The 22,582-nt window shown below is 68.4% G+C and carries 20 protein-coding genes and 1 pseudogene; 16 read left to right on the top strand and 5 right to left on the bottom strand.

From position 1 onward, the window contains the following. The first annotated feature begins 2 nt into the window (after positions 1 to 2). From ACK8CO_RS13020 to ACK8CO_RS13045, 6 genes and pseudogenes are all read left to right on the top strand, one after another. Positions 3 to 1,130: an extracellular solute-binding protein gene (locus tag ACK8CO_RS13020; RefSeq protein WP_080617461.1), complete on the top strand. Its 1,128-nt coding sequence runs from the start codon at positions 3 to 5 to the stop codon at positions 1,128 to 1,130. A 130-nt stretch (positions 1,131 to 1,260) separates the two neighbouring features. Next, positions 1,261 to 1,551 (top strand): DUF1330 domain-containing protein, encoded by a 291-nt coding sequence (locus ACK8CO_RS13025; RefSeq protein ID WP_414896888.1) that lies wholly within the window; start codon positions 1,261 to 1,263, stop codon positions 1,549 to 1,551. Further along, positions 1,548 to 3,230 carry an ABC transporter permease gene (locus ACK8CO_RS13030; RefSeq protein WP_414896889.1) on the top strand — a complete coding sequence of 561 codons (1,683 nt, stop codon included), beginning with the start codon at positions 1,548 to 1,550 and terminating at the stop codon, positions 3,228 to 3,230. The genes ACK8CO_RS13025 and ACK8CO_RS13030 overlap by 4 nt, the downstream gene beginning before the upstream one ends. 14 nt (positions 3,231 to 3,244) lie before the next feature. Next, positions 3,245 to 4,096: pseudogene (locus ACK8CO_RS13035) on the top strand (ABC transporter permease); the annotation flags it as partial. A 103-nt stretch (positions 4,097 to 4,199) separates the two neighbouring features. Next, entirely contained in the window at positions 4,200 to 4,634 is a 435-nt protein-coding gene (locus ACK8CO_RS13040) for a host attachment protein (protein ID WP_080617457.1), read from the top strand. Positions 4,635 to 4,685: 51 nt separating this feature from the next. Further along, positions 4,686 to 4,988, top strand: coding sequence for a DUF4389 domain-containing protein (locus tag ACK8CO_RS13045; protein WP_080617456.1), 303 nt, complete (start codon positions 4,686 to 4,688; stop codon positions 4,986 to 4,988). Positions 4,989 to 5,052: 64 nt separating this feature from the next. Here the strand turns inward: ACK8CO_RS13045 and ACK8CO_RS13050 are convergent, their stop codons facing one another. From ACK8CO_RS13050 to ACK8CO_RS13060, 3 genes are read right to left on the bottom strand one after another with little or no spacing between them, the layout of a single operon-like run. Further along, entirely contained in the window at positions 5,053 to 6,882 is a 1,830-nt protein-coding gene (locus tag ACK8CO_RS13050) for a M3 family oligoendopeptidase (protein ID WP_414896890.1), read from the bottom strand. 9 nt (positions 6,883 to 6,891) lie between these two features. Continuing rightward, the gene (locus tag ACK8CO_RS13055; RefSeq protein WP_414896891.1) at positions 6,892 to 8,565 is read right to left on the bottom strand and encodes an ATP-dependent DNA ligase; all 1,674 of its coding nucleotides are present in this window, start codon (positions 8,563 to 8,565) and stop codon (positions 6,892 to 6,894) included. Beyond that, positions 8,562 to 9,575 (bottom strand): ligase-associated DNA damage response exonuclease, encoded by a 1,014-nt coding sequence (locus ACK8CO_RS13060; RefSeq protein ID WP_414896892.1) that lies wholly within the window; start codon positions 9,573 to 9,575, stop codon positions 8,562 to 8,564. Before ACK8CO_RS13060 ends, ACK8CO_RS13055 begins: the two co-directional genes overlap by 4 nt. 69 nt (positions 9,576 to 9,644) lie before the next feature. Between ACK8CO_RS13060 and ACK8CO_RS13065 the strand changes: the two genes are divergently transcribed. The 6 genes from ACK8CO_RS13065 (at position 9,645) to ACK8CO_RS13090 (ending at position 15,035) form a co-directional block, all read left to right on the top strand. Next, complete coding sequence (locus tag ACK8CO_RS13065) at positions 9,645 to 10,541, top strand: NAD(P)-dependent oxidoreductase (protein ID WP_414896893.1); 897 nt, start codon at positions 9,645 to 9,647, stop codon at positions 10,539 to 10,541. Positions 10,542 to 10,720: 179 nt separating this feature from the next. Then, positions 10,721 to 11,341, top strand: a complete 621-nt coding sequence (rpsD, locus tag ACK8CO_RS13070) for a 30S ribosomal protein S4 (RefSeq protein ID WP_080617451.1) — start codon at positions 10,721 to 10,723, stop codon at positions 11,339 to 11,341. A 197-nt stretch (positions 11,342 to 11,538) separates the two neighbouring features. Next, entirely contained in the window at positions 11,539 to 12,075 is a 537-nt protein-coding gene (locus ACK8CO_RS13075; protein ID WP_080617450.1) for a TIGR00645 family protein, read from the top strand. A gap of 103 nt (positions 12,076 to 12,178) precedes the next feature. Beyond that, complete coding sequence (gene hisC, locus ACK8CO_RS13080; protein WP_414896894.1) at positions 12,179 to 13,264, top strand: histidinol-phosphate transaminase; 1,086 nt, start codon at positions 12,179 to 12,181, stop codon at positions 13,262 to 13,264. Continuing rightward, the gene (locus tag ACK8CO_RS13085; protein ID WP_080617448.1) at positions 13,261 to 14,187 is read left to right on the top strand and encodes a prephenate/arogenate dehydrogenase family protein; all 927 of its coding nucleotides are present in this window, start codon (positions 13,261 to 13,263) and stop codon (positions 14,185 to 14,187) included. The genes hisC and ACK8CO_RS13085 overlap by 4 nt, the downstream gene beginning before the upstream one ends. 128 nt (positions 14,188 to 14,315) lie before the next feature. Further along, complete coding sequence (locus ACK8CO_RS13090) at positions 14,316 to 15,035, top strand: extensin family protein (protein WP_414896895.1); 720 nt, start codon at positions 14,316 to 14,318, stop codon at positions 15,033 to 15,035. Between the two features lie 45 nt (positions 15,036 to 15,080). Here ACK8CO_RS13090 and ACK8CO_RS13095 read toward each other — a convergent pair whose 3' ends face one another. Beyond that, complete coding sequence (locus tag ACK8CO_RS13095; RefSeq protein WP_414896896.1) at positions 15,081 to 16,082, bottom strand: DUF2125 domain-containing protein; 1,002 nt, start codon at positions 16,080 to 16,082, stop codon at positions 15,081 to 15,083. 65 nt (positions 16,083 to 16,147) lie between these two features. Here ACK8CO_RS13095 and ACK8CO_RS13100 point away from each other — a divergent pair, with 65 nt between their 5' ends. The 3 genes from ACK8CO_RS13100 to ACK8CO_RS13110 all read left to right on the top strand — a co-directional run bounded on the left by ACK8CO_RS13100 (position 16,148) and on the right by ACK8CO_RS13110 (position 19,626). Continuing rightward, positions 16,148 to 16,687 carry a gamma-glutamylcyclotransferase gene (locus tag ACK8CO_RS13100; protein WP_414896897.1) on the top strand — a complete coding sequence of 180 codons (540 nt, stop codon included), beginning with the start codon at positions 16,148 to 16,150 and terminating at the stop codon, positions 16,685 to 16,687. A 67-nt stretch (positions 16,688 to 16,754) separates the two neighbouring features. Next, the gene (locus ACK8CO_RS13105; RefSeq protein WP_414896898.1) at positions 16,755 to 17,960 is read left to right on the top strand and encodes a biopolymer transporter ExbB; all 1,206 of its coding nucleotides are present in this window, start codon (positions 16,755 to 16,757) and stop codon (positions 17,958 to 17,960) included. 1 nt (position 17,961) lies between these two features. Next, positions 17,962 to 19,626 carry a peptidoglycan -binding protein gene (locus tag ACK8CO_RS13110; protein ID WP_414896899.1) on the top strand — a complete coding sequence of 555 codons (1,665 nt, stop codon included), beginning with the start codon at positions 17,962 to 17,964 and terminating at the stop codon, positions 19,624 to 19,626. A gap of 50 nt (positions 19,627 to 19,676) precedes the next feature. On the opposite strand, the gene rimK is transcribed toward ACK8CO_RS13110, so the two are convergent. After that, positions 19,677 to 21,089 (bottom strand): 30S ribosomal protein S6--L-glutamate ligase, encoded by a 1,413-nt coding sequence (gene rimK / locus ACK8CO_RS13115; protein ID WP_080617442.1) that lies wholly within the window; start codon positions 21,087 to 21,089, stop codon positions 19,677 to 19,679. 191 nt (positions 21,090 to 21,280) lie between these two features. On the opposite strand from rimK, the gene tgt reads away from it, so the two are divergent. After that, complete coding sequence (gene tgt / locus ACK8CO_RS13120; protein WP_414896900.1) at positions 21,281 to 22,408, top strand: tRNA guanosine(34) transglycosylase Tgt; 1,128 nt, start codon at positions 21,281 to 21,283, stop codon at positions 22,406 to 22,408. Positions 22,409 to 22,582 lie beyond the last annotated feature (174 nt).

Consider the following 22,582-nt stretch of genomic DNA (forward strand, 5'->3'; position numbering starts at 1 on the left):
CAATGACGATCAGACATCTTCTTTCCGCAACCGCACTGGCGGCGCTGCCCGCCGGATTTGCCTTTGCCGAGGACCTGCCGCCCTGCGAGGGCTGCGCCGACAGCTTGACCGTCGTGTCCTGGGGAGGGGCTTACCAGACCAGTCAGCAGAAGGCCTATTCCGAGCCCTATGCCGAGATGACCGGCACCGGCTTCACCTGGGACGAAAGCTCGAACGAGGCGGTGGCCAAGCTGCGCGCCATGAACGAGGCGGGCAACATCACCTGGGATCTGGTCGATGTCGAGGGCCCCGACAGCCAGCGGCTCTGCGACGAGGGCCTGGCGATGGAAGTGGATCTTGACGAGATGCTGGCGGCCGCGCCCGACGGCACCCCGGCGACCAAGGATTTCGGCGACAGCGTCATCAATGACTGTTTCGTGCCGCAGATCGTGTTCTCGACCACCTTCGGCTACCGTACCGATGTCGCGGCCTGGAACGGCAAGGAGCCCGAGAATCTCTGCGCGCTGTTCGATACCGAGACCTTCCCCGGCAAGCGCAGCCTCGAGAAGCGCCCGAAGAAGAACCTCGAATGGGCGCTGCTCTGCGACGGCGTCGAGAAGGACGAGCTTTACGACGTGCTCGACACGCCCGAGGGTGTCGACCGCGCGCTGGCCAAGCTCGACACAATCAAGGACGACGTGATCTGGTGGTCGGCGGGCGCCGAGACGCCGCAGCGCCTGGCCGATGGCGAGGTGGTCATCGGCTCGACCTATAACGGCCGTCTGTTCAGCCTGATCGTCGAGCAGAACCAGCCGGTGAAGATGCTCTGGGACTGGCAGGTCTTCGACTATGACGGCTGGATCGTTCCCGCCGATCTGCCCGAGGACCGGCTGAAGCGCGTCGAGCATTTCCTGCATTTCGCGACCGACACCCAGCGCCTGGCCGATCAGGCCAAGTACATCTCCTATGGCCCGTCGCGGGCATCGTCGCAGCCGCTGGTTTCGACCCATGCCGATCTCGGCATCGAGATGGCGCCCTTCATGCCCACCAACCCGGCGAACCAGAAGAACTATCTGGTGAACAACATCGAATGGTGGGCTGACAACCAGGACGATGTCGAGGCCAAATTCCAGGCCTGGCTCGCCAGGTAAGCGGCCCGAAAGCGGCCCGGGTCGGCGCCCCCAGGCGGAGCGCGCCGACCCGATCATCCGACCGAACGGCCCGGGCGGCGCCGCATGCGTGCGCCCCGGTCCCAGCATAAAAAGCAGGGGGACGTGCGAGATGCCGAAAGGCTATATCATCGCCCATATCACCGTGACCGACCCGGAGGCCTACCGGGAGTATGTCGAGCGCGACACGCCGATCCTTGAAAGCTTCGGCGGCAGATTCCTGGTGCGGGGCGGCGCCTCGGAGGCGCCCGAAGGGCCGATGAAGGATCGCCATGTGGTGATCGAGTTCCCCGATTTCGAGGCCGCGAAACGCGCCTTCCATTCGCCGCAATATCAGGACGTGGCCGCGATCCGTCACGCCACCGCGACAAGCGACGTGGTTCTGGTCGAGGGCGTGGCATGACCGGACCCGCCACCGATACCGCCGCCCCGGGCCCTGTCCTCGCCGCCGATGGCGCGCCGCTCAAGCGCAGCCTGCGCCGCGCGCTCCGGGCCCAGAAGCTGCGCGCGCTGATGCTGATCGCACCGCTTCTGGTCTTCGTGCTGGTGACCTTCATCGCGCCCATCGCCGACATGCTGTTCCGCTCGGTCGAGAACCAGATCGTCTCGGACACGCTGCCGCGCACCGCCCGCGCGATCCGGGACTACGACCCCGACAGCGGGCAGATGCCCTCGGACCGCGTGCTGGCGGCCTTCACCTATGATCTGGTCGCCGCCGCCGAGCGCAAGCAGCATACCCGGCTCGGTTCGCGGCTGAATTACGAATATTCCGGCATTTCCTCGCTGTTCCGCAAGACCGGCCGCCGGGTCGACGATTTCGGCGAGAGCTATCGCGACCAGTTCGTCGCGGTCGATCCAGTCTGGGAAGACCCCGCGACCTGGGTCGCGCTGATGGCCGATCCGGACTGGACCGCGACCTATCGCGCTTGGGCCGCCGCCCGCGATGCCGCGAAGACCGCGGGCGAGCCCTTCACCCAGAGCCAGCCGCTCTTCGTGCTTGGGGACGGGGTCGGCGAGGTGCTGCCCGAAACCGCCAGCGCCTATGCCGAATTCGCCCGCATCGTTCAGCTCGAGGATGGCGACGATCCGGCTGCCGAAGCGCCCTGGGCGCCGGTCTATCTGGCGCTTTACCGCGATCTTCTGCATATCGGGCCGGGCGCGGTGGCCCGGCTCGGTCCCGAGGCCGGGGCGATGCTCGATGCCGCCCATGACGCGGTCGAGGGCTTCGCCCCGGTCGATCTGTCCGGGCTCTATCTGAAAGCCGACAAGGACTGGGCAGATCCCGGGGTCTGGGGCACGATCAAGGCCTTCTCGCCCGACTACACGCCGGGCTATTTCCTGAATGCGGTGGATCTGCAACTGACCGCCGACGGGATTGCCGCCCAGCCCGAGGACCGGCAGATCTACATCATGCTGTTCGAACGGACGCTGTTCATGAGCCTGATGATCATGGGCTCCTGCGTGCTGCTGGGCTATCCGATTGCCTATCTGCTGTCGAACCTGCCGCTCCGGACCTCGAACCTGTTGATGATCCTGGTGCTCTTGCCGTTCTGGACCTCGCTTCTGGTCCGGACCTCGGCCTGGAAGGTTCTGCTTCAGCAACAGGGGGTGATCAACGACATCCTGGTCTGGCTCGGGATCGTGTCGAACAGCGGTCGGCTGATCCTGATCAACAACCAGACCGGCACCATCATCGCGATGACGCATATCCTGCTGCCCTTCATGATATTGCCGCTTTATTCGGTGATGAAGACCATCCCGCCCTCTTACCTGCGGGCCGCGAAAAGCCTCGGCGCCACCAACTGGACGGCGTTCTGGCGGGTCTATTTCCCGCAATCGGTGCCCGGCATCGGCGCGGGCTGCATCCTCGTCTTCATCCTGGCCATCGGCTATTACATCACGCCCGAACTGGTCGGCGGGACCAACGGCACCTTCATCTCGAACCGGATCGCCTATCACATTTCCAGCTCGCTCAACTGGGGCCTCGCGGCCGCGCTGGGCTCGATCCTGCTGGGCGTCGTGCTGATCCTTTACTGGGCCTATGACAAGCTCGTGGGCATCGACAATGTGAGCCTGGGATAACGCGCATGTCACAGATGGACCTTCCCCCCTATGCCACGACCGGTCAGCGGATCTGGCATTATGCCTTCTACGTGATCTGCGGGCTGATCTTCTTCTTCCTGATCGCGCCGATCCTCGTGATCATCCCGCTCAGCTTCAACGCCGAGAATTTCTTCACCTTCACGCCGAAGATGCTGGCGCTCGATCCCGAGGGCTATTCGCTCAAGCATTACCGCGAGTTCTTCACCAGCAATTCCTGGCAGCATGCGCTCTGGAACTCGGTCAAGATCGCGCCTGCCGCGACCTTCCTTGCGGTTTCGCTCGGCACCCTGGCCGCGGTGGGGCTCAGCCAGGAGCATGTGCCCTTCCGGCGCACGATCATGGCGATCCTGATCTCGCCGATGATCGTGCCGCTGATCATCTCGGCGGCGGGGATGTATTTCTTCTATTCCCGGATCGGGCTGCAGGGCACCTATATCGGCGTGGTGCTGGCCCATGCGGCGCTGGGCATTCCCTTCGTCATCATCACGGTGACAGCGACGCTGGTGGGCTTCGATACCTCGCTGACCCGGGCCTCGGCCAGTCTCGGCGCGAACCCGGTCACGACCTTCTTCAAGGTGCAGATGCCGCTGATCCTGCCCGGCGTCGTCTCGGGCGGGCTGTTTGCCTTCATCACCTCCTTCGACGAGGTGGTGGTGGTGCTGTTCGTGGGCTCGGCCAACCAGCAGACGCTGCCCTGGCAGATGTTCACCGGGCTGCGCGAGCAGATCAGCCCGACCATCCTTGCGGTCGCGACGATCCTCGTGGTGGTCTCGATCGGGCTTCTGACCGCGGTCGAGATCCTGCGGCGGCGCTCGGAGAAGATGCGCGGGCTGAGCCCCGGCTGAAGCGCGGTCGCGCCTCGTTTCCTCCGGGCCGCGGGCCGGGCCCGGAGGAACCTCTGGCGTGCGGGCCGTGTTGAGAGGGTGTCAACCGACAGGAGGGGAGGCCATGATACCGTTCAAGACACTGGTTCTCGTCGCCAACGAGCGCGACGCGCGTCTGCTGGTCAATCGCGGGACCGGCAAGGGGCTTGCCGAAGTGACCCGGTTCTCGAAGGCACGCGAGATCGAATATGCCGACGGGCGCGGCCGCGACCAGGGCGGCGCGACGGCTGGACATCACGCGATGGAGCCGCCAACAAGCCTGCGGGTCCAGAACCGCGAAAGCTTCGCGGCTGATGTGCTGGAGATCGCCGCCGAGGTCTGGGCCGAAGGCGATTACGACCGTTTCGTGATGGCGGCGCCGCCGAAGATGCTTGGCGAGTTGCGCAACCGGATCGAGGGCTCGCTGGAACGCGCGCTTGCGGTCGATCTCAACAAGGACATCGTGGGGGTTGCAGCCGAGGACCTGCCTCGCCATTTCGAGGAGGTGATCGTGTTCTGAGGCAGGGGCGAGGGGCGTCCCGGGGATGCGGTCATATCGGAGGCTGGACCCATGACCGATACCAACTCGACGCTGAGCGATGGCGCCCGGGCATCGGATGCCCAGGACAAGGGCTACCGTCCTGCGCTGATCCGGGGGGGCTGGATGCTGTTGATGCTGGCCCTCTTCTATGCCGCGCAGCTGATCCTGATCATCGCGGCGGTGCTGCAATTCGGCTGGCTGCTCTTCGCCAAGGAAGAGAACGAGCGGATTGCAGAATTCGGCGACAAGCTCGCCAACTGGATGGCGATTGCCGCGCGCTACCTGACGGTGGCGGGCGAAGCGAAGCCCTTCCCTTGGACCGACTGGAAATAAGCCGGTCCAGGGCCCGATCGGGCCGGGTGGCGCAGGACGCGCCGCCCGGCAATGAGGCGCGGGGTCAGTCCTCCATCGCCTCCAGCTCGTCGATCATGCCCGAGATCATCGACAGCCCCTTGTCCCAGAAGGCCGGGTCCGAGGCATCGAGCCCGAACGGCGCCAGCAGCTCCTTGTGGTGCTTGGAACCGCCCGCCTTCAGCATCTCGAAATACTTCTCCTGGAAGCCCGCGCCGCTTTCCTCGTAGACCGCGTAAAGCGCGTTCACCAGCCCGTCGCCGAAGGCATAGGCATAGACGTAGAAGGGCGAATGGACGAAATGCGGCACGTAGGACCAGAAGGTCTCGTAGCCCGGCATGAATTCGAAGACCGGCCCGAGGCTCTCGCCCTGCACGCTCATCCAGATCTCGTTGATGTCCTCGGGCGTCAGCTCGCCGCCCTGCCGGGCCGCATGCAGCTTGCACTCGAAATCGTAGAAGGCGATCTGGCGCACGACCGTGTTGATCATGTCCTCGACCTTGCCCGCCAGCAGGGTCTTCTTCTGCGCCGTGGTCGTGGCGCCTGCCAGCAGCTTGCGGAAGGTCAGCATCTCGCCGAAGACCGAGGCCGTCTCGGCCAGCGTCAGCGGCGTCGAGGCCAGAAGCTCGCCCTGACCGGCGGCCAGCACCTGATGGACGCCGTGCCCCAGCTCATGTGCCAGCGTCATCACGTCGCGCGGCTTGCCCAGGTAGTTCAGCATCACATAGGGGTGGACGTCGGTCACCGTCGGATGGGCGAAGGCGCCGGGGGCCTTGCCGGTCTTCACGCCCGCGTCGATCCAGCCCTTGTCGAAGAAGGGCTGCGCGATCTCGGCCATCTTCGGCGAGAATTCGGCATAGGCCTCCATCACCGTGGCCTTGGCAGCGTCCCAGCCGACCGTCTTCGGTTCCTCGATCGGCAGCGGCGCGTTGCGGTCCCAGACCTGCAGCTTGTCGAGCCCCAGCCATTTCGCCTTCAGCGCGTAATAGCGATGCGAGAGCCTGGGATAGGCCGCGACCACGGCATTGCGCAGCGCCTCGACCACCTCGGGCTCGACATGGTTCGACAGATGCCGCCCGGTCTGGGGCGTCGGCATCTTGCGCCAGCGGTCCTCGATCTCCTTTTCCTTGGCCAGCGTGTTGTGGACGCGGGCGAAGGTCTTGATATGGGCGCCGAAGACCTCGGCCAGCGCGCGGGCCCCGGCCTCGCGCCTGTCGCGCGCGGGATCGGTCAGAAGGTTCAGCGTGCCCTCGATCCCCAGCGGCGCGTCCTCGCCCTCGACCTCGAATTCCAGCCCGGCGATGGTCTCGTCGAACAGCTTGTTCCAGGCGCTCGCACCGACCACCGACTGGTCGTGCAGGAATTTCTCGAGCTCGTCCGACAGCTGGTAGGGCCGCATCGCCCGCATCCGGTCGAAGACCGGCTTGTAGCGCGTCAGCGCGGCATCGGCGGCAAAGAGCGCCTCATAGGCGTCCTCCGGGATCCTGTTGAATTCCAGCGAGAAGAACACGAGCGGCGTGGTATAGCCGGTGATCCGGTCCTGACAGTCCGACAGGAACTTGGCCCGGCCCGCATCCATGGTGTTCTGGTAGTAGCGCAGCCCGGCGTAGGACATGATCCGGCCGGCTACGCGGTCGATGGCCTCGTAGCGGGTGATGCAGTTCAGCATCCCTGCGGCATCAAGCCCGGCCAGCTTGCCCTCGTAATCGGCCGCAAAGGCCGCGCATTCCTGCTCGAGCCAGTCCATGTCGCGGGCGATCTCGGGCGCGTCGGGCGCGGCATAGAGATCGGACAGATCCCATTCGGGCAGGTCTCCCAGCGCGCCGCCGGCGCTGGCATTGGCGTCGAAGACGGGGGCGGGCGGGGTGATGCGCATCGGCGATCCTCATTCGTTGTCTTGATCCAGAGATAGAGTACCGGGGGGCGGAGGTTCAAGCGCGGGGCTGTTTTTCGGCTCGCGCGCGCCCCGCTCGCGCGTCGCCAGCAGGGTCTTCAGATCGTCGAGTGTATTGGCCTCTGACGCGGGCTTGTCGCGCCGCCAGCGCGCCATCCGAGGAAAGCGCAGGGCAATGCCCGACTTGTGGCGCGGGCTGGCGCGGATGCCCTCGAAGGCGATCTCGAAGACCAGTTCGGGCGCGACCTGCCGCACCGGGCCGAAGCGCTGAAGCGTGTTCTTTCGCACCCAGGCGGTGATCTCGCGGAATTCCGCGTCGGTGAGGCCGGAATAGGCCTTGGTCACCGGCACCAGCGTGTCGCCGTCCCGGACCGCGAAGGTGAAATCGGTGTAAAGCGTCGCGCGCCGCCCGTGGCCTGCCTGGGCATAGATCATCACCGCGTCGACGGTCAGCGGGTCGAGCTTCCATTTCCACCAGTCGCCTTTCCTGCGTCCGGCCAGATAGGGGGCGCCCGCGCGTTTCAGCATCACGCCCTCTGCCTCGGCCCTGCGCGCGGTTTCGCGGATCCGGGCCAGATCTTCCCAGGTCCCGAAGGACAGCCTGGGCGACAGGCGCAGCGGCCCGCCGGGCGGCCCCCCTGCGATGATCTCTTCGAGCCGGGCGCGGCGCTCGGCCAGCGGGCGGGGGCGGAGGTCGGTGCCGCCGTCTTCCAGCAGATCATAGGCGATGAATGCGGCCGGGGTCTCGGCCAGCAGCCGTTTCGACAGGGTCTTGCGGCCGATCCGGGTCTGCAGCGCGGCGAAGGGCAGGGGGCGGCCCTCCTTCCAGGCCAGGATCTCGCCGTCGAGCACGGTGCCGCGGGGCAGGAAATCGCGGGCGACGGCCAGTTCGGGGAACCGCCCGGTGATCAGATCCTCGCCGCGCGACCAGAGGAAATGCGTTCCGCCGCGCGCGATCAACTGGCCGCGGATGCCGTCCCATTTGTATTCGGCGATCCAGTCGTCGGGCGCGCCCAAGGCCTCGGGCGGGCCCTCGATCTGATAGGCCAAATAGAAGGGATAGGGGCGCGACAGCGCCGCTGCCGGGTCGGGCGCCTCGATCAGCGTCTGCCAGCTTGTCGTCGCGGGGGTCCAGTCGCCCATCAGCCGGTGCGCCAGCTCGGCCTCGTCCTGCCCGGTGGCGCGGGCCAGTGCGCGGGTCATCAGGGTCTGGCTGACGCCGACGCGAAACCCGCCGGTCAGCAGCTTGGTGAACAGAAACCGCTCAGGCCCGCCGAGACTGTCCCAGGCATCAAGGATCGCGGCCTTTCGGGCAGGCTCGTCCATCGCGGCCATGGCGAGGATGTCGGTCATCCGTGCCGACAGGCTCCGGTCGCTGCCCGTGCCGGGCGGAGGCAGGATCAGCGCGATGGTCTCGGCCAGATCGCCCACCACCGGATAGCATTCCTCGAACAGCCAGAGCGGCAGGCCCGCCCGCTCGGCCGCCCATTCCCGCAGCCGCGTCGCGGTCACCGCCCGGCGCGGTCGCCGTCCCGACAGAAGCGCCACGGTCCAGAGCCGGTCGGGCTCGGGTGCCTCGACGAGATAGGCGGCCAGCGCCGCGACCTTGGCGGTGGTGCGGGGGGTGCGGTCGAGCGCGGTATAGAGGGCGGCGAAGCGCTTCATTCGACGTCACCTTCGGTCGTTTCGCCCTCCCAGGCGGTGGAGACGATGCCCGCGTCATAGCCCTGCTCTGCCAGCCAGCGCCGGAACGGGCCGGTATAGCCATGGGTTACCAGAACCCGCTCGGCGCCGGTGGCGCGGATCGCGGCGTTGAGCCCGTCCCAGTCGGCATGATCGGACAGCACGAAGCCGCGTTCGGCCGCGCGTCGCCGCCGCACGCCGCGCAGCGCCATCCAGCCCGAGGCAAGCCCGGTCGAGGCCCGCCCGAAGCGCCGCGCCCAGGCGCTGCCGAGGGCCGAGGGCGGGGTCAGCACCAGCGCGCCGGGATGGGCGCGCGGATCGGTCTCGGGCGTGACCGGCACCGTGTCGGGCAGGGCGAGCCCCTGCGCGCGCATCACCCGGCAGGTGGCCTCGATGGCGCCATGGGTCAGGATCGGGCCCGCCCCCGGTTCTGCGCCGTCGCCAAGCCCCACCAGCAGCCGCTGCGCCTTGCCAAGCGCATAGGCCCCCAGAAGGCTGGCCCGGCCAAGGGCCGCATTCTCTGCCCACCAGTCGCGGATCTCGGCCATCACCTCGGGTTGCGGGCGCCAGCGGAAGACCGGCAGCCCGAAGGTGCATTCGCTGATGAAGGTGTGGCAGGGCACCGGCGCGAAGGGTTCGGACAGCCCGTCGGGCTCGGGCTTGTAATCGCCCGAGACGACCCAGACCTCGCCCTTGTGCTCGACCCGGATCTGGGCCGAGCCCGGCACATGGCCCGCCGGGTGGAACGAGACCTTTGCCGCGCCGATCCGGCGGGTCTCGCCATAGCGGATGGTGTCAAGCGAGATGGCGCCCAGCCGGTGGCGGATCACCGGGGCGGCGGTGTCGGTCGCCAGATAGCGGCGGTGGCCGGGACGGGCATGGTCGGCATGGCCATGGGTGATCAGCGCCCGGTCGACCGGCGCCCAGGGGTCGATGTGGAAATCGCCTGCGGGGCAGTAAAGCCCTTGCCCGGTGACGCTCAGAACGCTCATGATCCGACTATAGCGCGCCCCGGGGCCGGGGCGATTGCATTCGGCGCGCGGGCGACGCATAGGGCGATCATGGCTGATGTGCATGTGACCGAACCGATCCATCCCGACGCGCTGGCGCTGCTGGCTTCGGCGGGGCTGAGCGTCTCTTGCGGCTGGCGGGACGATGATCCCGCAGCCGGGTTGGCCGCGGCGCGGGCCTGGATCCTGCGCACCTTCGTGGTGAGCCCCGGGATGATCGCCGGGGCGCCCCAGCTAAGGGCGATCTGCAAGCACGGGGTCGGGACCGACAACATTCCCCTGGCCGAGGCCGAGCGGCGGGGCATTCCGGTCTTCAACACGCCCGGGGCCAATGCCAATGCGGTGGCCGAGCATGCGATGATGCTGCTTTTGGCGCTGGCGCGGCGGGCGGTGGCGATGGACAGGGTCGCGCGGACGGGGTTCGAGAACATCGAGCGGCTGGCGCCGGTCGAGCTGTCGGGCCAGCGGATGCTGATTCTGGGCTTCGGGCCGATCGGCCAGCGGGTCGCGCAACTGGCGCGGGCCTTCGACATCGAGGTCACGCTCTGGCACCGGCGGCTGAGCGCTGACGAGGCGGGCCTGCCGGTGGTGCGCGATCTTGCGGCGGCGCTGCCCGCGGCGCAGATCCTCAGCCTGCATCTGCCGCTGAACGAGGGCACGCGCGGGCTGATCGGTGCGGCCGAACTGGCCGCGCTGCCCGAGGGCGCGATCCTCATCAATACCGGACGGGGCGGCGTCGTCGACGAGGCGGCGCTGGTCGCGGCGGCGCCCCGGCTGGGCGGCATCGGGCTCGACGTGTTCGAAACCGAACCGTTGCCGCCCTCCGACCCGCTTCTCGCGCTGCCGAATGCGCTTCTATCGCCCCATGCCGCGGCGCTGGGCGAGCGCAGTGTCCGGCGGATGGGGATGATGGCCGCCGAGGTCGCGATCCGGGCGCTCGGCGCTTGACAGTGGAAGGCACCCCTGTATAAGCGCGCCATTCCGGCCCCTGCGGCCGGGATTTCCATTGGTGTTGGTGGCCCCCGCAAGGGGATGCCTGTCAGGGTCCGGGCCGTTCCGGAACGGGTCCAGAGGACAACGCCCTTCATTGCCGCCCAAGGGCGGCGCCCTTTTGAAGGAGATCAGCCGTGACCAAACGCACGTCTGCCAAGTACAAGATCGACCGCCGTATGGGCGAAAACATCTGGGGCCGTGCCAAGTCCCCGGTCAACCGCCGCGAATACGGCCCCGGCCAGCACGGTCAGCGCCGCAAGGGCAAGCTGTCCGACTTCGGTATCCAGCTGCGCGCCAAGCAGAAGCTGAAAGGCTACTATGGCGACATGACCGAGAAACAGTTCCGCCGCATCTTCGCCGAGGCCGAGCGTCAGCGCGGCGATACCGGCGAGCTGCTGGTCGGCCTGCTGGAACGCCGCCTCGACACCGTGGTCTACCGCGCCAAGTTCGTGCCGACCATCTTCGCCGCCCGTCAGTTCGTGAACCACGGCCATGTCACCGTGAACGGCCAGCGCGTCAACATCCCGTCCTACCGGGTCAAGGAAGGCGACGTGATCGAGGTCCGCGAGAAGTCCAAGCAACTGGCCGTGCTTCTCGAAGCGGTGCAGCTGTCCGAACGTGACGTACCCGATTACATCGAGGCCGACCATTCCAAGATGACCGCCACCTTCGTGCGCATTCCGGGTCTCGGCGACGTGCCCTACCCGGTCATCATGGAACCGAACCTCGTCATCGAATTCTACGCGCAGAACTAAGGTTCCGCGCCCTATCCCGAGCTTCGGACCCGTCCTGCCACGCGCAGGGCGGGTCCTTTGCGTTCCGCCCGGCCCTTCCGGCGCCTGCGGCACCGGGGCGCGGTCCGGTGCCGGGGGCGAGGGGGCGCTGCGGCTTGTCCGAATCCGGGCGGCGCGCTATGGGCCGCGCGACGGGGTGCTTTGCGGGAGGCGCGATCATGGCCGACAAACCCACTGCCGAACAGGTCTTCGAGCGCGGCCTCTTCGCCTCGCGCTGGCTGATGGCACCGATGTATCTGGGGCTCGTGGTGTCGCTGGCGATGCTGGTCGTCGTGTTCCTGCGCGAGATCGCCTATTACGCGCCGCAGGTGCTGACGATGTCGAGCGAGACCGCGATCCTGGCGGTGCTGACGCTGATTGATCTCACGCTGGCGGCCAACCTGCTTCTGATCGTGCTGTTCTCGGGCTACGAGAACTTCGTCTCGAAGCTCGATATCGGCGATCACAGCGACCGTCCCGACTGGATGGGCACGGTCGATTTCTCGGGTCTCAAGATGAAGCTGATCGCCTCGATCGTGGCGATTTCGGGGATCCACCTGCTCAAGCGCTTCATGGAGATCGGGCAGGCCAAGGCCGATGCGGTCTATGGCAATACCGAGCTTTTCTGGCTGGTTCTGATTCACATGGTCTTCGTGCTGTCGGGCGTGCTGCTGGCGGCGATGGACTGGCTCTCGGCCCGCGCCAGGAAGAGCTGAGCGCGCCGCGGCCGTGCCGGCCCGACGGTGCCGGGCCGGGGGTATTTGGGACTGGCTTTGGCCTTTGCCGTCGGCTAGGGATGCGCGCCAAGGAGACACCGCCATGACCAAGATCCCCCCCCAACCCGGAATTCTTGAAATCGCCCTCTACCAGGGCGGGCAGTCGAAGATCGAGGGGATGACCGACGTCGTCAAGCTCTCGTCGAACGAGAACCCCTTCGGTGCGTCCGAGAAGACCAGGGCGGCCTTCTCGCGCTGCGTGCACAGCCTGCATCGCTATCCCTCGACCGACCATGCCGAGCTGCGCGCCGCCATCGGCGAAACGCACGATCTCGACCCCGAGCGGGTGATCTGCGGCGTCGGTTCGGACGAGATCATCGCCTTTCTCTGCCAGGCCTATGCCGGTCCCGGCGACGAGGTGATCCATACCCGGCACGGCTTTGCCATGTACCGGATCTCGGCGCTGGCGGCGGGGGCGACCCCGGTCGAGGTCGACGAGGTCGAGCGTACCGTCGATGTCGACGCGATCCTTGCCGGGGTCACCGAGCGGACCCGGATCGTGTTTCTGGCCAATCCCGGCAACCCCACCGGCACCATGATCCCCGAGGCCGAGACCCGGCGGCTGGCCGAAAACCTGCCCGAAAGCGTGGTCCTCGTGCTCGACGCGGCCTATGCCGAATATGTCGAGGGCTTCGATGGCGGCCGCGCCCTGGTCGATCGCCACCATAACGTGGTGATGACCCGGACCTTCTCGAAGATCTATGGTCTCGGCGGGTTGCGGGTCGGCTGGGCCTATGCCGCCCCCGAGGTGATCGGCGTGCTGAACCGGGTCCGGAGCCCCTTCAACCTCGGTCAGGCCCAGCTCGAGGCCGGCGAGGCGGCGGTGCGCGACCAGGCCTTCGTGACCCGCTGTCGGGCCGAGAATACGCGGCTCGCGGCCTGGCTGGCCGAGGCGCTGACAGAGGCTGGTGTGCCGACCGATCCGACCTTTACCAATTTTGTGCTGCCGCGCTTTGCCGATGCCGCCGAGGCCGAGGCCTGCGATGCCTATCTCAAGTCGCAGGGGCTGATCGTGCGCCGTGTCGGCGGCTACAAGCTGCCCCATGCGTTGCGCATCACCGTCGGCGACGAGGCCGCCTGCCGCCGGGTGGCCCATGCGGTGCGGGCCTTCAAAGAGGGGGCGCGGTGACCAGCCCGCTCTACGACCGGGTTGCGCTGATCGGGCTGGGCCTGATCGCGGGCTCGATGTCGCTGGCGATGCGCCGGGCGGGGCTCGCGGGCGAGATCGTCGGCACCGCGCGTTCGGCCGAGACTCGCGCCGTCGCGGCTGATATCGGGCTGGTCGACCATGTGGTCGAGACCGCAGCCGAGGCCGCGGAGGGCGCCGATCTGGTGGTGCTGGCGGTGCCGGTCGGGGCGATGGGCGCGGTCGCGGCCGAGATCGGCCCGCATCTGGCGCCGGGCGCCACAGTCACCGATGTCGGCTCGGTCAAGCGGGCGGTGATCGAGACGGTTGCGCCGCATGTGCCCGAGGGCGTTCATTTCATCCCCGCCCACCCGCTGGCCGGGACCGAGCATTCGGGGCCGCGCTCGGGCTTTGCCGAGCTCTTCGATAACCGCTGGAGCCTGATCGTACCGGTGCCGGGCACCGATCCGGCCGCGACTGGGCGCCTCCGGCAGCTCTGGGAAGGCATGGGCGCCAATGTCGAGGAGATGGATCCCGACCACCACGATCTGGTGCTGGCGGTGACCTCGCATGTGCCGCACCTCATCGCCTATACCATGGTCGGCGTCGCCGACGACCTGCGCCGGGTGACCGACAGCGAGGTCATCAAGTATTCGGCCGCGGGCTTTCGCGACTTCACCCGGATCGCGGCCTCTGACCCGACCATGTGGCGCGACGTGTTCCTGACCAACAAGGAAGCGACGCTGGAAATCCTCGGCCGCTTCACCGAAGAGTTGTTCGCGCTTCAGCGGGCGATCCGGACCGGGCAGGGCGAGGAGCTTTTCGATTACTTCACCCGGACCCGCGCCATTCGCCGTGGCATCATCGAGGCAGGCCAGGATACCGAAGCCCCCGATTTCGGCCGCGGTGCCAGGACCCGGACCTGATGCGGTGGCCCGGCCTCGCTCTTGCGCTGGTTCTGATCGCCGGAGCGGGGAGTGCTGTCAGTTCCGATAGTGTCCCGCGCCCCAAGCCGCGCGCGGCGGCTGTTCGGGTCGTGCTTCCGGTTGAGGCCGTGCCGACAAGGCCGAATGCCCGTCCCGGAGAGATCTTTGCCAGGCTGGGACAGACCTCCCCGGGCGTTTTTGCGCAGGCGACAGGTTCCGGCCTCGAGCGTTCGCTGCGGCCCGCGCCGCGCCCCTCCGGTCGGCTGGTCACGCTTGCGTCCGCGGGCCCGCGCAGCCAGCCCTCCGGGGTTCTGACGCCCCGCCGGGGCGCGGTCTGCGGCGACCCGGCGATCGCGGGCGAGATGATCGCCCCGATCGCGGGCCGGATCGCGGGCTGCGGGGTCGACCGGCCGGTGCGGGTGCGTGCGGTCGACGGCGTTGCGCTGAGCCAGCCCGTCACCGTCGATTGCGAAACCGCACGGGCGCTGAGGTCCTGGGTCAGTAACGGCATCAAGCCTGCGGTGGGCCGGCTGGGCGGCGGGGTCGCGTCGCTGAGGGTCTTCGCCCATTACGTCTGCCGCCCGCGCAACAACCAGAAGGGCGCGAAGATCTCCGAGCACGGTCGGGGCCATGCGGTCGATATCGGCGCGGTGACGCTGCGCAATGGCAGATCGCTGAGCGTGCTTGACGGCTGGAAGGACCCGTCTCAGGGCGGGGTGCTGAAACAGATCCACCACGCCGCCTGCGGGCCCTTCGGCACCGTTCTGGGGCCGGGCGCGGACCGGTTCCATCAGGACCATATCCATGTCGACACGGCGCGCTATCGCAGCGGCGCCTATTGCCGCTGAGCCTGTTTGCGCCGGGCATTTTGGGCCCGGCCCGGGGCAGGGCCTCTAGCGCAGCCTGAAATTCGGCGCGGGCCCCAGCGGCACCGGGCCGAGCCATGTCTGCCCCAGCGCAAAGCGCAGCGGCACGTCCAGCATGTCGGGGCGTCCCGAAAGCCCGGCCAGCAGACCCAGCGCGTCCTCGAGCCGGTCGGCAAGTGCCGCGGGCAGCTGGCCCGAGTTGCGGGCGATGGCGATCATCTCGCGCCAGTTGGTGGCGCGGAGCGTGAGGCTGCCCGAGGGCTGGCCCTCGGCATCGACATCGAAGCTGCCTGCCGCCTGCAGCGCCAGATCGCCCCATTGCGCGTCGAGCCGCCCGATCTCGACCCGCCGGAGCTGCGGCCGCCGCTCTTCGAGCGCGCGCCGGTCCCAGGGCGCGTCGAAGACCGCCACCGCCTCGACCGAGACCCGCTGGAAGACCGGCGGCAGAAGGCCTGCCGGGTCGAGCGTCGCGACCAGCCCTGCGGGCGGGCGCATCCCGCTGGCCGAAAACCGCAGATGCTGGGCCCCGGGCCGGTCCTCGACCGCGGCCATCGAGAACCCGGCGCCATCCATCGAGGCCCGCCAGCCGGCATCCGAGACCATCCCGAAGGCGCCCACCGAAAATGTCGCCGAGGCCAGCTCGAAGGTCAGTCCCGGCCGGAAGGCAAGGGCGCCGGTCATCGCCTCGGCGGTGACCGCGATCCGCTCGAACGGGGTGGCGATCTGCTGGGTCTCGGGCCAGTGCGCGATGAGGCGCTGCGGGCGGTGGCTCTGCGCGGAAAAGCCGAATTCCGGCATAGACCAGGCCAGCCCGCTATCCGGATCGGCGAGCTCCAGCGGGGCAAGGCGGGTATCGAAACGGGTGGGAAAACCGGTCACGGCGATCCGGCCCGCATCGGCGGCCCAGCCCTCGGCACGGCGGCTGTCGAGCCAGCCCGCCAGCCCGCGCTCGATCCCGCGCGCGGCCAGCGCCCAGTAGCCCGACCAGGCCAGCGCGGCCAGCAGCGCCAGAGACAGCAAAAACCGCATCGCGGGCCCCCTTTCGTCCCATGCCCCGATGAGGGTAACAGGGGGGAACGGGAAAGGACCAGATGATGCAGGACGGCTTGTGGGTTTTCGGCTATGGATCGCTTCTGTGGAAGCCGGGCTTCGAGGTGGCCGAGCGGCGGCTGGCCCGGCTCGACGGCTGGCATCGCAGCTTCTGCATGCGCTCGATCCACCATCGCGGCAGCGAGACCGAGCCGGGGCTGGTGCTGGCGCTCGATGCCGCGCCCGGGAGCAGTTGCCAGGGGGTGGCGCTGCGCGCCGCGCCGGGGACCGAGGCCGGGACGCTGGCGGCGCTGCGCGAACGCGAACTGATCTCGGCCGCCTATTTCGAGGTCGAGCTCGATCTGGTTCCGGCCGAAGGCGGCAGGCTGCGGGCGCTGGCCTATGTGATCGACCCCGATCATGTGCAGTATTGCGGCGGGCTGCCGCTCGAGGAGCAGGCGCAGATCATCGCCCGGGCCCGGGGCGGGATGGGGCCGAATGACGAATACCTGTTCAACACCGTGGCGCATCTGGCCGGGATGGGCCTGTCCGACCCCGATCTCGACTGGCTCGCCGACAGGGTCAGAGCGCTGAAACCGGATTGATTGTTGTGGGATGACCCCGCTTGGCCTAGTCTCTGCCCAGAAAATGACCGGGCCAGAACCCAATCCCATGGACAAGACCCCTCGCGAGGCAGAGCCGCAGTTTTCCCGACCGAGGCGGCAGGCCGTCCTGATGACGAGTGCCTGCCTGTTTTTCGCAGTCGGGGCCTATCTGGCCTATCCGCAGGTGGCGCCGGTCTTTCTGGCCAGCCCCTATCTGAACGGGGCCATCGTCGTCGTCTTTCTGATCGGTGTCGCGACCTGCTTTCTGCAGGTGGTCCAGCTGGGGGCCTCGGTGCGCTGGATCGAGGATTTCGCGGGCGGTGTTCCGGGCCATGGCCTGACCCGGGCACCTAAGCTTCTGGCGCCGCTCGCGGCATTGCTGCGCAAGCGCAGCGACAAGCGGATGCAGATCAACACCGCCTCGGCCCGCACCATCCTCGATTCCGTCGCGACCCGGATCGAGGAACAGCGCGACATCACCCGCTATCTGTCCAGCCTGCTGATCTTTCTGGGGCTTCTCGGCACCTTCTACGGGCTGGCGACGGTGGTGCCCGCGGTGGTGGACACCATCCGTTCGCTCGCGCCGCGCGATGGCGAGGGCGGGGTCGAGGTGTTCGGGCGGCTTATGGTCGGGCTCGAAAGCCAGCTTGGCGGCATGGGCACGGCCTTCGCCTCGTCGCTTCTGGGGTTGGCGGGCTCGCTGGTGGTGGGGCTGCTCGAGCTCTTCGCCGGGCATGGCCAGAACCGCTTCTATCAGGAGCTCGAGGAATGGCTGTCCTCGATCACCCGGCTCGGCTTCTCGACCGGCGAGGGCGAGGGCGAGGGCGGCGGTGCCGAGGTCGGGCTGCTTGCCGCCACGCTCGACCGGCTGGCCGATCAGATGGAGGGGCTGCATACGCTCTTTGCCGAATCCGAGGGCGAGCGCGTGGCGCTGGAAAGCCGGGTCGGCACGCTGGTCGAGGCGGTCAACACGCTGGGCGCGGCGATGGAGCGCCAGCTTGACGATACCCGCGCGGTGACGGACGCACTGTCGCGGGTGGCCGAGGGGCAGGCCCGCGCCACCGCCGCCATCGAGGCGCGGATGGGCGAGGAGGGCGCGCTGGCCGATGCCGAGGCGCGGATGCGGCTGCGCTCGATCGACGTGCAGCTTCTGCGGATCCTCGAGGAGATTTCCGCCGGGCGTCAGGAAACCGTGACCGATCTTCGGGGCGATCTGGCGGCGCTGGGCCGGGCGTTGTCGCGGCTTGCGCCCGAGGGCGAGCGGTGGGGCTGAGATGGCCCTGACGCGGCGCAGCGGCGGACGGTTCCAGGCCATGATCTGGCCGGGTTTCGTCGATGCGATGACGGCGCTGCTGCTTGTCCTGATGTTCGTGCTGTCGATCTTCATGCTGGTGCAGGAGATGCTGCGCGAGACCATCACCGGGCAGGAAAGCGAGCTGACCGAGCTGAATGCCGAGCTGTCGGCCCTGGCCGATGCGCTGGGCATGGAGCGCCGCCGCGCCTCGGGTCTGCAAGAGCAGGTGGGCGAGCTGGACGCGGCGCTGACGACGGCGCGGTCGGATGCCGAGGCGCAGGCGGCGCTGATCGCGTCCCTTACCGACCGGCTTTCGACGCGCCAGGCGGATCTGGCGGCGGCCAAGACCCGGATCGGCGATATCGAGGACCGCCTGGCCCGGCTTGTGACCGAGCGCGACGCGGCGCAGGCGCGCGGCGAGGCCCTTGAAGGCGACGTGGCCGAGCTCGAGGGCACCCGCGACCGGCTGGAGGCGGCGCTGGCCGCGACCCGCCAGGAGGTCGATGCCCGGACCGAGGCCGCCCGGCTGGCCGCGGCCCGGCGCGAGGCGCTGGAGGCGCTGGTGGCCGATCTGCGGGCCCGGAACGCCGAGACCGAGACCGCGCGTGCGGCGCTGCAGGGCCAGGTCGAGCGCGTGGAGGCGGCGCTGTCGCAGGCCGAGAAGGATCGTCTGGCCGAGGCGGCGGCCGCGGCCGCGCTGCGCGACAAGCTCGCGGGTTCCGAGGACGAGCTGAGTGCGATGAGCCTGGCGCTGGAACAGGCGCGGCAGCGGGCCGAGGAGACGCTGACCCTGCTGGCGGCGGCCGACAAGGCGCGCGAGAAGGCCGAGACCGAGGCCGGGGAGGCATTGTCCGAGGCCGACCGGCGCGCGGCGCTGCTGGCGGTGGCGAACGAGACGCTCGGGCAGGAAGAGGCGAAATCGGCCGAGAGCCAGCGCAAGGTGGCGCTTCTGAACCGGCAGATGGCGGCGTTGCGTGGTCAGCTGGGCGAGCTGCAGGGACTGCTGGACGATGCCCAGGAGCGTGACGCGGCCGCGCGGGTGCAGATCGAGACGCTGGGCAGCAAGCTGAATGCGGCGCTGGCGCGGGTGGCCTCGGAACAGCGCGAACGCGCGAAGCTGGAAGAGGCGGCGCGGCGCAAGGCCGAGGAAGAGGCCGCGCGGCTTGCGGCCGAGAAGAAGACGCTGGAAGGCTACCGCTCCGAATTCTTCGGGCGGATGAGGGCCTTGCTGGCCGGGCGCGAGGGCGTGCGGGTCGTCGGCGACCGCTTCGTCTTTTCCTCCGAGGTGCTGTTCGAGACCGGCAAGGCCGATCTCTCGACCGATGGCGCCGCGCAGATCTCCAATGTGGTGGCGATCCTGCGCGGGGTCGCGGACGAGATCCCGCCCGATATCGACTGGATCCTGCGCGTCGATGGCCATACCGACGACGTGCCGCTGATCCGGGGTGCCGATTTCGCCGATAACTGGGAGCTGAGCCAGGCCCGTGCGCTCTCGGTGGTGCGCTACATGATCGACGATCTGGGCTTCCCGCCCGACCGGCTGGCGGCGGCGGGTTTCGGGCAGTATCAGCCCGTCGCCCCGGGCAAGAGCCCCGAGGCCCGCGCCCAGAACCGCCGGATCGAGCTGAAACTGACCGAACGCTGAGCGGACGCGGACCGAATTCTGGCCTAACTCTGATCGGGGCCCGGGCGGGCCTAGCGCCGGCGGCGCCCCTTTGGCACCGGCAGCGGGCGCACCCGCTTCTCGATCTCGTCGTAAAGCAGCCCGACGATGTTCTTGCCCGAGGATTTCTCGATCCCCTCGAGCCCGGGCGAGGAATTGACCTCGAGCACCCTGGGCCCGTCATGGGCGCGCAGCAGGTCGACCCCGGCGAGGTTGAGCTTGAAGGCGCGGGCCGCGCGCACCGCGGTCTCGCGTTCCTGCGGGGTGATCTTCACCGTGACCGCATGGCCGCCCTGATGCAGGTTCGAGCGGAAATCGCCCTCGGCCCCGGTCCGCTTCATCGCCGCCACGACCTTCGAGCCGACGACGAGGCAGCGGATATCCTCGCCGGCCGCCTCCTTGATGAAGCGCTGCACCAGAAACGAGGCCTTGAGCCCGCGAAAGGCCGAGATCACCGATGAGGCCGCGTTGTTGGTCTCGGCCAGCACCACGCCCTTTCCCTGCGTCGATTCCAGCAGCTTGACGATCAGCGGCGCGCCGCCCACCAACGAGATCAGGTTGCCGGTATCCTTGGGCGAGGCGGCAAAGGCGGTCGTGGGCATGCCGATCCGGTGACGGGCGAGGATCTGATGGGCATGCAGCTTGTCGCGGCTTGCCGTGATGCCTTCCGAGCCGTTGACGCAATAGGTGCCGATGGTCTCGAACTGGCGGATCACGGCGGTACCATAGGCGGTGACCGAGGCGCCGATCCGCGGGATGATCGCGTCATAGCGGGGCAGGCGGGTGCCGTCGTAATGCACGTCGGGCGCCAGCGCATCGAGCGCCATGTAGCAGCGCGCGGTATCGATCACCTCGACCACATGGCCGCGCGCCTCGCCCTCGGATACCAGCCGCGCGGTCGAGTAGTTGTGCGGCTCGCGGCTGAGCACGGCGATCCTGAGCACCCGCGCGGGCGCCACCTCGCGCACCCGCTGGCTGTGATAGACGTCATAGGACAGGACCGGCTGGCAGAAGCTGTCGCCCGGGCTGACGATCACGTCCTCGCCCAGAGCCTGCCGGCCCAGCAGCATGCGGTAGGCCATGCCGCCCCTGTGGGTCAGGGTCAGGTCGATCGGCCAGCGCCGTCCGCCCACCACGATCTCGGCGGCGATGACATAGCGCCATTCGGAATCGCCGTTCGACGAGGTCACCTCGCGGCGGTCGACGATGGCGGCCGAGCAGGGGATCGACAGATCCTCGCGCCCGGGGATCGGATGCACGGCAAAGCGGACCTTGGGCCGCGAGGCGGGGCCGAAGGGCTCGATGTCGAAGGCATGCAGCGCCGAGGTCTTGGCGCCGGTATCGACCTTGGCCTTCATTGCGGGCAGCCCGAGATCGGGCAGCGAAACCCATTCCTCCCAGCCAAGGCGAAAGCCCGGCAGCGCGGGGTCTGTGTGCTCGGTCATGCGGATCGTCCTGTGCGGTGGTGGGGCGACCGGCCCCCCGTCCTGCGGGGAGGCTGGAATCGTCGGCCCCTGTTATCGAAGCCCGCCCCGGGGGCACAAGCGGTCGAACGTCCCGGGGCCGGTGATTTCCGTATCGGGTGGCGCGCCGGAGCCTCTGTCCTTGGCCGCGCCGGGCTGCTATGGCAACGCCCATGACGACATTCGGTTTCACTCTTCATGCCACTGACGGGGCCGCGCGCAGCGGCGCGATCTCGACCCCGCGCGGCACGATCCGCACCCCCGCCTTCATGCCGGTGGGCACTGCCGCCACGGTCAAGGCGATGCTGCCCGAAAGCGTGGCCGCGACCGGCGCCGACATCCTTCTGGGCAATACCTATCACCTGATGCTGCGGCCCGGGGCCGAGCGGGTGGCCCGTCTCGGAGGGTTGCACGGCTTCATGCACTGGGACAAGCCCATCCTCACCGATTCCGGCGGCTTCCAGGTCATGAGCCTAGCCGGGCTCCGGAAGATGTCGGAGGAGGGGGTGCGCTTCAAGTCGCATATCGACGGTTCGACCCATGTGCTGAGCCCCGAGCGCAGCATGGAGATCCAGCGCCTGCTGGGCTCGGATATCGTGATGTGCTTCGACGAATGCCCGGCGCTGCCCGCCTCGGAGGCCGAGGTCGCGCGCGCGATGCGGCTGTCGATGCGCTGGGCCGAACGCTCGAAACAGGCCTTCGGCGAGCGCCCGGGCCATGCGCTGTTCGGGATCATGCAGGGCGGCGTCACCCGCGAGCTGCGCGAGGAATCGGCCGCGGCGCTGACCGCGATCGGCTTCGACGGCTATGCGCTTGGCGGGCTTGCCGTGGGCGAGGGTCAGGAGGCGATGTTCGGCGTGCTCGACTATGCCACGGACTTCCTGCCCGAGGACCGGCCGCGCTATCTGATGGGCGTGGGCAAGCCCGACGACATCGTCGGCGCGGTCGCGCGCGGTGTCGACATGATGGATTGCGTGCTGCCCTCGCGCTCGGGGCGGACCGGGCAGGTCTTCACCCGGCGCGGCGTCGTCAACATCAAGAACGCCCGCCATGCCGACGATCCGCGCCCGCTGGACGAGGCCTGTTCCTGCCCGGCCTGCCGCAATTATTCGCGCGCCTATCTGCACCATGTGTTCCGGGCGCAGGAGATCATCTCGTCGATGCTCCTGACCTGGCACAACCTGCATTATTTCCAGGAGTTGATGGCAGAGATGCGTGCGGCCATCGCTGCGGGCCGGTTCTCGGACTGGCAGGCAGGGTTCCATGCGGTGCGCGCCGAGGGCGATATCGAACCGCTCTGATCGTGGGGCTGCACGGGTCCCTGTTTACCCTGGCCCGGTTTTGCCTTGCCCCGGCCTGTCTGCACGCTTGCGCGCGGCGCGCGGGCCGGGCATTCTGGGCGCCGGTTGAAGGCCGGCATGTTGAATCGGTCAGGAAATGCCCCAAATAAAGTGACCATACCGGGGACGGCCGAG

It is taken from the genome of Rhodovulum sp. HP10 (genome assembly GCF_047553435.1).
In the GTDB taxonomy this organism is placed as follows: Bacteria; Pseudomonadota; Alphaproteobacteria; order Rhodobacterales; family Rhodobacteraceae; genus Rhodovulum.